Source organism: Bacteroidota bacterium (assembly GCA_013360915.1).
In the GTDB taxonomy this organism is placed as follows: domain Bacteria; phylum Bacteroidota; class JABWAT01; order JABWAT01; family JABWAT01; genus JABWAT01.
This window is the reverse complement of record JABWAT010000035.1, coordinates 1-7,487: the sequence shown is the minus strand read 5'-3', so window position 1 is coordinate 7,487 and position 7,487 is coordinate 1. Positions and strand designations below refer to the sequence as shown.

General features: G+C 47.5%; 9 protein-coding genes. 8 read left to right on the top strand and 1 reads right to left on the bottom strand.

Translation table 11 applies throughout. From position 1 onward, the window contains the following. The 8 genes from HUU10_15615 to HUU10_15580 form a co-directional block, all read left to right on the top strand. On the top strand, positions 1-403 hold a 403-nt coding region (locus HUU10_15615), incomplete at its 5' end, for a hypothetical protein (GenBank protein ID NUQ83030.1). Next, positions 403-1,308, top strand: coding sequence for a hypothetical protein (locus tag HUU10_15610; protein NUQ83029.1), 906 nt, complete (start codon positions 403-405; stop codon positions 1,306-1,308). The genes HUU10_15615 and HUU10_15610, both read left to right, overlap by 1 nt. A 2-nt stretch (positions 1,309-1,310) precedes the next feature. Continuing rightward, positions 1,311-1,517, top strand: a complete 207-nt coding sequence (locus HUU10_15605) for a hypothetical protein (protein NUQ83028.1) — start codon at positions 1,311-1,313, stop codon at positions 1,515-1,517. Further along, positions 1,517-2,401 (top strand): hypothetical protein, encoded by an 885-nt coding sequence (locus HUU10_15600; protein NUQ83027.1) that lies wholly within the window; start codon positions 1,517-1,519, stop codon positions 2,399-2,401. The genes HUU10_15605 and HUU10_15600 overlap by 1 nt, the downstream gene beginning before the upstream one ends. An 8-nt stretch (positions 2,402-2,409) precedes the next feature. Continuing rightward, complete coding sequence (locus HUU10_15595; protein ID NUQ83026.1) at positions 2,410-2,751, top strand: hypothetical protein; 342 nt, start codon at positions 2,410-2,412, stop codon at positions 2,749-2,751. Between the two features lie 178 nt (positions 2,752-2,929). Beyond that, on the top strand, positions 2,930-5,374 hold the full coding sequence (locus HUU10_15590) for a hypothetical protein (GenBank protein ID NUQ83025.1): 2,445 nt from the start codon (positions 2,930-2,932) through the stop codon (positions 5,372-5,374). Position 5,375: 1 nt separating this feature from the next. Then, entirely contained in the window at positions 5,376-6,413 is a 1,038-nt protein-coding gene (locus tag HUU10_15585; protein NUQ83024.1) for a hypothetical protein, read from the top strand. 92 nt (positions 6,414-6,505) lie between these two features. Then, complete coding sequence (locus HUU10_15580) at positions 6,506-6,715, top strand: hypothetical protein (protein NUQ83023.1); 210 nt, start codon at positions 6,506-6,508, stop codon at positions 6,713-6,715. Here HUU10_15580 and HUU10_15575 read toward each other — a convergent pair whose 3' ends face one another. Continuing rightward, a complete protein-coding gene (locus HUU10_15575; GenBank protein NUQ83022.1) occupies positions 6,716-7,360 on the bottom strand; it encodes a heavy metal-binding domain-containing protein in 645 nt (214 codons plus the stop codon). Positions 7,361-7,487 lie beyond the last annotated feature (127 nt).

Below are 7,487 nucleotides of genomic sequence, written 5' to 3'. Positions count from 1 at the left end.
TGTGGCGTCCGGCGGAAACGTTGGAAACTCTGCGTTCGGCACAGCTAACCTTGAGCTGTACAATGTCGCAAAGGAAAGCAAAGGGATTTCCTGGAAGGGTAACGGAATCACTCTGTCGACCGATGAGGAGCGGTTTAAGAATGGTACCGGGGAAGCGGAGTATATGTTTGATGAATGCCAATCATCGACTGGCGCAACGGAGGCAAATATTCTGGCAGACATCGCAGCAGGAAACCGTTTTCAAATCAAGGAAACCAACCTGTCTGGATCTCTGACATTCGGAGATGCCACCAACGGCGTCTTGTTGTCACTCGATATTGAACCGAAGGATGGCGTGAAGGTCTACAAGTTGACTGCAAAGCGGACTGCCCTTAACCGCGCCGCTCTGATCACGGAGGCATAATGCAACCAGTACTTGATCTATTTGATCAGGTCTGCGTTGTTCAATCGGATGATGCAAATTTCGCTTCACCCGTTTGGCTGGATCTGATCACCGGAGGTAAGGGTTATTCCCTTGCCACATTGAAAAAGGAACTGAAAACCGGAGAGGGAGCCTTCATTGCGTTTAAGCACACGCTCGAGATTGAGTTCATCGATCCTGCCAGCGTTGATACGATCCGTGGGTGGATTGCATCCGGAAAATCACTCCAGGTCTATGCTTACGGACCCAACGGGTGCGTGCTGTGGATGACTCCCACAGACCCCCTTATTTCAGATGGGGTTGATACTGGCGATGGTAAGCCAGCGAATTACACAATCAGTTTCACAAAAACCGGCTTCAATCTCGACATCAGGCATGGTGTTAACCTGTTGTTTCCGTCATTGGCAAACGGTTCATCTGTTGCCAGGTTTTCGGCTGCCACCAATGGAACTCTTACTTCAGCATCTAAAAACGGATCCTTTGCCAATGGAGTAAGCCCGGTGCTGAAGTTCGTTCAGTCTGGCGCAGGATTGTCTGCGGTCCACACTGGAGGGTCCACCGGAACCCTTGAATTGCCGGTAAAATCAGGAATGGTCTTCTCGGTTTTTGGTCACACCTATTTGTATAATCAAACGTCCGCTTTTAACCGGAAGATCGGATTAAAAGTATTTGATGGCAGTTTGGCCCAAACTGAATTGCTGACCGTTTCCGACTCTGGGACAGGCGCAGCAACTCTTACCGGTCAATTGACTGTTGCAAATGCCTCAAGCAAACAGGCGGCTTTTTATCTGGAAGTCAACAATACTGGTGGTTCAGCAACCGCAGAGTTTGATAATCTCATGCTCGTGTGTGGTCCAGCAACCATTACCTCATTCAGCGAGAATTAACCATGGCAACTAAACGAAAATCGTGGACGGTACTTCAGGACTTTCACCTTACACAGGTTTCTAACGAGACCCGGGAAGTGCTCGATGCCAATCTGACTGCCGGACAGGTTCTGCAGGAAGGTGAAGTGTATGAGGCTGGGAAGTACATCCCGAAATCTGTTGCCACCGAATTGGTTGCCTATGGCATCATGGCGGAAGATGAGGAATAATGATCTCAACCGGCAGTCAGATTATTTGTCTGGCACCTGCAACCGACACGCATTTCTCACAGGCCGTTTTCCTCCAGGAAATTCTTCGGGAAGGTCAGTATGAATCGGAAGATGAAGGCACTGAGCTGTGGGATCAGCAGGCGTGGAATGAAACCCGGACTCACCGGTTTAAGGCAGTCGTAGGTGATCATGAGAAGTTTGACCAGATACTAACCTGGTCGGCAGCCAACACTCCCTTAAACCTGTGGGTCTATGGTTTAGAAAACACCCGGATCTGGATGGAAAACACCACGGTCCGGTGTCGGGAAAAGCAATCACAGAAGACTGGTGAAATCATTGAACTGGAAATTTCAATGGCCATCAGCAAAGCTGGTGCATTAATTACCCGGAGAACCAATATTCTGGATCCCACCGATGCCGATGGTTCAGTTGCAACTGAGTTCACAATTACCTCGGCTTCCTTCGGAACCGTTACCCCGAATGCATCCTTCACCACTGCTGTGGGGAACGCTCTCCGCCTGACAGCATCAACACCCGGAACGCTGGCCAAAGCGCTGAACACAAAAAAGATTCCGGCTGTACGTGGAATGGTATTTTCCGTTCGTGCAAATATTTATGGGTCTGGCGGTACTACCGGAGTTTCCCATCGCATCCAGCTGATCGGGCATGACGGTACTGGAGCAATCACTGAAACACTCTCGATCCTTACCGGGTCGAATGGACTGGCAGTTTTATCCGGTTCCCTTGCCGTTGCACATGCCAATACCAGGTACATTCGTCTCGAGCTGGCTACCTATGCCGATACCGGCACCAGTGTTTGTGAGTTCGACAATATCACACTGATGCATGGACCATCCGTACCGACTTCATTCATCAACAATTAAGGAGCATCATGGAAACACCTGCAGAATATAAGGCACCGAAAATTTATGTTATCGCCGGGATCCGTTACCGGTTGGTAAAATGCACCCCGGTTCGCGCTGAGATTTTCGATCAGGAAATCCAGGCAGTTAAAACGCCACTCCAGAAAATGGAATTGGCAAAATCAGTTCTCGAACGAGCTGACCCCAATGGCACCCTTCCCGATCCGGATTGGAATCAAGATTTTCTGATGCCTCAGGTGCTGGAGGTCCTGACTGATTTTTTGTCCTTATACGGGTCGATTTACGCACCACTATTCAGTTACTGGAGCGCATTGACCCCATCGGTCCCCGAAACTCGAAAGTCCGAATAGAGCCTTGGGCGACCGAGTGGCAACGTGAGCAAGGTCTGAATTGGATTATTTGGACGGTTGCAGATGACAACCCAACCAGGTACGACCAAATCCGACGAACATGGACCCTGACTGAAATATGCCGTGCCTATTTAAACCGGCTATCACGAAATGCAATTTACTTCGAACAGGATAATTGATGGCTGGAAATACCATTGAGTTAAAGATAAAGTTGGAGGGAGACAAGGAAGTAAACGCCTCCCTTGAACTGACCGAAGAGCAACTAAAAAAACTGGTTGCTGATGCCAAACGGGCCGGGGATGAGTCGAATTCCTTTCAGAAATGGAAGGGAGTATTGACTGACCTGAATCAGGGTCTCGAATTGGCACGAAAAGGCTTTGATGTTCTGATGATCCCGATCCGGAATGCCGGACAATTCGAACAATACAAAGCTGCATTGACCACCATGCTGGGTTCCACGGAAGCTGCACAGAGCCGCCTCGAAGAGCTGGTCGAATTCGCAAAAACAACACCGTTTGAACTTCCTCAGGTAGTTGAGGCGGCAAACCAGTTACAGGCTCTCGGCCGGTACTCGCAGGATAATCTGCGGATGCTTGGAGACCTGGCTTCTGCATCCGGGAAGCCGATGGAACAGGCATTGTCAGCTTTTGCCAAAATGTCGTCCGGTCAAAAAGGAATTGCAGTCGATATGTTCCGGGATCTGCTGATCACCACCGATGATTGGCAACGTGCAACCGGTAAGGGTATTTCTGCCAACGGTGAACTACTTGCCTCAACCGAAGAACTTTTAACTGCGCTCCCCAGAATACTCCAGGAAAAAAACTTTTCCGGAATGATGGAAATGCAAGCACAAACCTTTAACGGTGCTGTTTCCAATATGCAAGATGCCATCGGCCAGTTGATGACCAAACTCGGGGATGAACTTCTTCCGGTGGCCAAATCTGCTGTATCCGGAATCACCGCGCTGGTCCAGGCTATAACTCCAACCGAAACCGAATTTGAAAAGGCTTCTGCAAAAACAGCAGAACTTTCAACCCGATTTGAAACTCTTGCAAATCAATATGAGGTACTTGCTTCCCGAACGAACCGGACCGCTGAGGAACAAAAGATATTTACTGGAATTGCACAGACCCTGAGTACGGAATTCCCGAATTACTTCAAAGGGATGGATCTGGTCAATGGTGCATTTGATCAGAATGCAAAGGCAATTTCCAATGCCCGTACAGAGTTGAATAATTACATCGCCTCTCAGGTCCGGTCGGCTCTCCTTGCTGATCAATTGGCTGCTATTACTGAGGCCAGTAGCAAGAAACTCGAACTGACCAGAAGGAAAACTGCGCTGGAAGCCGAAAGAAAGGTTGCATCTGAGGATGGGTCGCTTGATAAAAAGGAAAGCATCGATCTTGGTGTCGGTGGAGACCTTGGGGGAAGAGCTGCCCAGGCAGGTGCCAATCTTGCGGCACAAACAGTTGGTCAGCGCATTGACGGACAAATAGGGGAAATTGACCGGCGTTTAGCTGAATATGAGATGGACATCGGTGATCGGAAAGTCAGAATGCAAGAAATCGAAACCGAACTGATTAACGAGTTTGGACTCAGCGATCCGATTTCTCCATCTGACCAAACCGGAACTGGAGGCAGTGGCGGCACGAATTCTGTTTCACAAAAAGCGGATGGAGAAGAAATTGACCGGTTTCATAATTCATTTAATGCAAAAGAATTAAAGCCAATTGAGGTCAATCAGTCAAGAAAAAGTATTGCGGACCGATCCCGGAATCAGGAGTATCTTGATGAGGCCAGAGAGTCGGCCGATGCAGAGATCGGATTACAACAACTCACCACGAAAGAACTGTTGGCCATTAAGGAGCAGGAGCTATTAAACCACAGAGGTACAGAGGAAGAGAAGCTGAGGATAAGTCAGGAAGTTTCTGGACTGCGGATGCAGGTTCATGAAGAAGAACGACGGAACAACCAGGCCTTGGTACAGGATATGCAAGCGGTGTGGTCTGACTTCAGTTCTGACATTCTCGATAAGTCAGTAACTGGAAAAGAAAGGATGGAAAGAATCTGGGAAGGAATGAAACTCAAATTCATTCAATCCATCGGCGAACAGGTTATCGCACACGCGATTGGCGAAGGCGAAATGACCGCCGCGACCAATGCTGGAGCAGCCGCTCGTATTGCAACGGCCACATGGGAAACAGCAGTTATCCTCGGGAAAAAGATGTGGGAAATTGCATCAACCTTATGGCAAAGCTACCTGACCTTTTTCTCCTGGGCCGGTCCGTTTGCTGTACCACTTGCGGCAGCTGGTGTCGGGGCTTCCATTGGAGTTGTGAAAGCAGGAATAAAGGCAGTAGGTTTTGATGAGGGCGGTGTTTTGGATCCCAGAATAGTTGCACCTCAACGAAAGTTTGAAGAGGTGATTCAGCAGGATATCATTCCTCGCCTTCAGCTTGCACAAATGGCATCGACAGCAAGTGCCTCTCAACCCATCGACTATGATCGCTTGGCAGCGGCCATGGAGCGCACCAAAATTGAACCTGTATTGAATGTCGATGGTGAAGACCTGAGCCGGGCAAATACTCGCGGACAAAAACTGGATTCAATGTACACGAGCTAATATGCCAATCAACGGGAATTACATATCTGAAGTTGGGGTGCTGGAAAACCACCGGTGGAAAATCCGGATGTTTTATTTCATCAGCACCGTTGGTGGTTACGGAGCCACCCAGGATGTGTCCGTTCATTCGGCAAAGTTCATTTCCTGCGAAGGTGATTCCGAGATTGATTTCTTCGACTTCAACCTCCGGGCTAATCGGGTCACAGCAAAATTCCAACAGATACCTATTTCCATGGGTGGTGACCTGAACTTATGGGGACACATCAGATCCGGAACCGGTGTTGGATCACAAACAGTAGCGGCATTCCATTCCACTGACAAAAACTTCTATCTGGAGATTTACCGAAAGTTGGATGGTGAAACCATCTATTTCCGGTTTAAGCGAGGGAGTGAGCGGTACGAGCGGACACCAAAAGGTGAATCGATTTCAATGACATTCACCGATGGATTTGATGAGTTGGATCAGATCAAGCAATGGAACCAGGCCGGCACCAGCCGGAATTCCACCTGGACCAATATTTTCTCCGGGAATAAGGTCTTCCTTACCTACCTTGCCGACATGATGGATCCGAAGTGGAATGAATCAAAACTCGGTGGCCGATCCGGATTTGTTCAAGACAATAACAAGTACTATCGTGATGGTACCAATTGGGTGGATATTTCTGGAGTGTATTTGAAAAGTACTGACTTCTCGAATGGCACAAGTGTAAATGATTCTTCCTACAAAACCGTTGCAGATGCAATCAAGGATGTTTCCCGATTCATGAACATGGTTGTTTTCAGCAATGGCCTGAATCAGATCCGGGTTGTAAAGGCACCAAAATTTACCGACAACACTTACCGGGTTGAACTGGATAAGGAAGACCTTGAGGGAAGTATCACCGAGAGCATGGTTTGGCCTCAGCTCGAGGGAATGGCGTGGTCGGTATATGACAACTCATCCCCGAAGGCTTTCTCATTCTACACCCTCGGGAATGTATATCTGAAGGATAACCGGATTTATGATACAAAGAACTCTCGGGAACAATCATCCGGATGACTCCTCAGAATAAACTTTACCTGACCGGTTCGCTTTACGATTGTGTTTCAATACACAACGGTTCGGTGAACGTATCCGATCCAGCAGAATTCATGTCCAAAAATGGACCTGCCTACGCCACCATCGGGTCAGCCTGGAGAGTTGTCCGGTTCAGCGGAATAAAAGTGCCGACCTTCAAACCCTCCAAGGTGCTTACTTTTCTATCATCCCATTACATTGCAGGAAACGAAGTATTTCTGACCCGGATCCAGCGGGACTATGTGCGATGCATAGATACTATCGATGGCATTTATGGATGGTGATCAATAGGTGAGATTAAGGGAATTTAGAAGATTTAATCTCGCAACCTTCAATTTTGCTAACTCCACTTTATCTAACCTTTCTGGAAAAATTTCACTGAAATTTTTAACCAAAACCGCTGTTCCTGCTGAACAGACCATAAGGATCCCCTTTCCTCCACCAACCTCAGAATAATCCACGTCGGCTGCAATCACTGCGTTACCTCCAAGTTCAAGACATTTCTTCCTGAGTATGTTAAAGCAGAAATTCTCACCATTTCGTAATTTGTTATTTAGGGCATTTGACTGCGAACCAAAAAGATCGGTAAAAGTAGATGTGAATTCAGAAACAATTCCTGTTCCGGTTGTTGATTGTCCAGTCACGATTCCGATCGAATTATATACCCATCCATTAGGAGAATGAGTTGTGACAATTGGAACAACTTGCATTAAACTTTCAATTTCAGAGTTAATTTTCTCCTTCTCCTCAGAAAAAATGACCACAGCCTCCCCATAAAGTTTTCTTCCACACTTTTCACAGTATCCAGGCAATCTTTTATTCAAGAATTCATTGATTACGGCAACCATGTAGTTGTTCAATAGAAGATTGGATCCAAAAACCGATTCTTTAATTTCAGAATTACAGTTCGGGCAAAAAGACTTATCCATGATATTTCCTTTCAAATGTTCCAAGCGCTCATCATTTCTTTCGCCTTCACCTCATCAAGGATCCGGACGTACTGCATGGTCATCTTAATCGAAGTATGACCCAACAGTTTCATAACCACCTCTGGTC

What these genes read in the sequence shown, in the direction of transcription:
- HUU10_15610 (NUQ83029.1), top strand. Translation starts at nt 403, where the DNA reads ATGCAACCAGTACTTGATCTATTTGATCAGGTCTGCGTTGTTCAATCG.
- HUU10_15605 (NUQ83028.1), top strand. Translation starts at nt 1,311, where the DNA reads ATGGCAACTAAACGAAAATCGTGGACGGTACTTCAGGACTTTCACCTT.
- HUU10_15600 (NUQ83027.1), top strand. Translation starts at nt 1,517, where the DNA reads ATGATCTCAACCGGCAGTCAGATTATTTGTCTGGCACCTGCAACCGAC.
- HUU10_15595 (NUQ83026.1), top strand. Translation starts at nt 2,410, where the DNA reads ATGGAAACACCTGCAGAATATAAGGCACCGAAAATTTATGTTATCGCC.
- HUU10_15590 (NUQ83025.1), top strand. Translation starts at nt 2,930, where the DNA reads ATGGCTGGAAATACCATTGAGTTAAAGATAAAGTTGGAGGGAGACAAG.
- HUU10_15585 (NUQ83024.1), top strand. Translation starts at nt 5,376, where the DNA reads ATGCCAATCAACGGGAATTACATATCTGAAGTTGGGGTGCTGGAAAAC.
- HUU10_15580 (NUQ83023.1), top strand. Translation starts at nt 6,506, where the DNA reads ATGTCCAAAAATGGACCTGCCTACGCCACCATCGGGTCAGCCTGGAGA.
- HUU10_15575 (NUQ83022.1), bottom strand. Translation starts at nt 7,360, where the DNA reads ATGGATAAGTCTTTTTGCCCGAACTGTAATTCTGAAATTAAAGAATCG.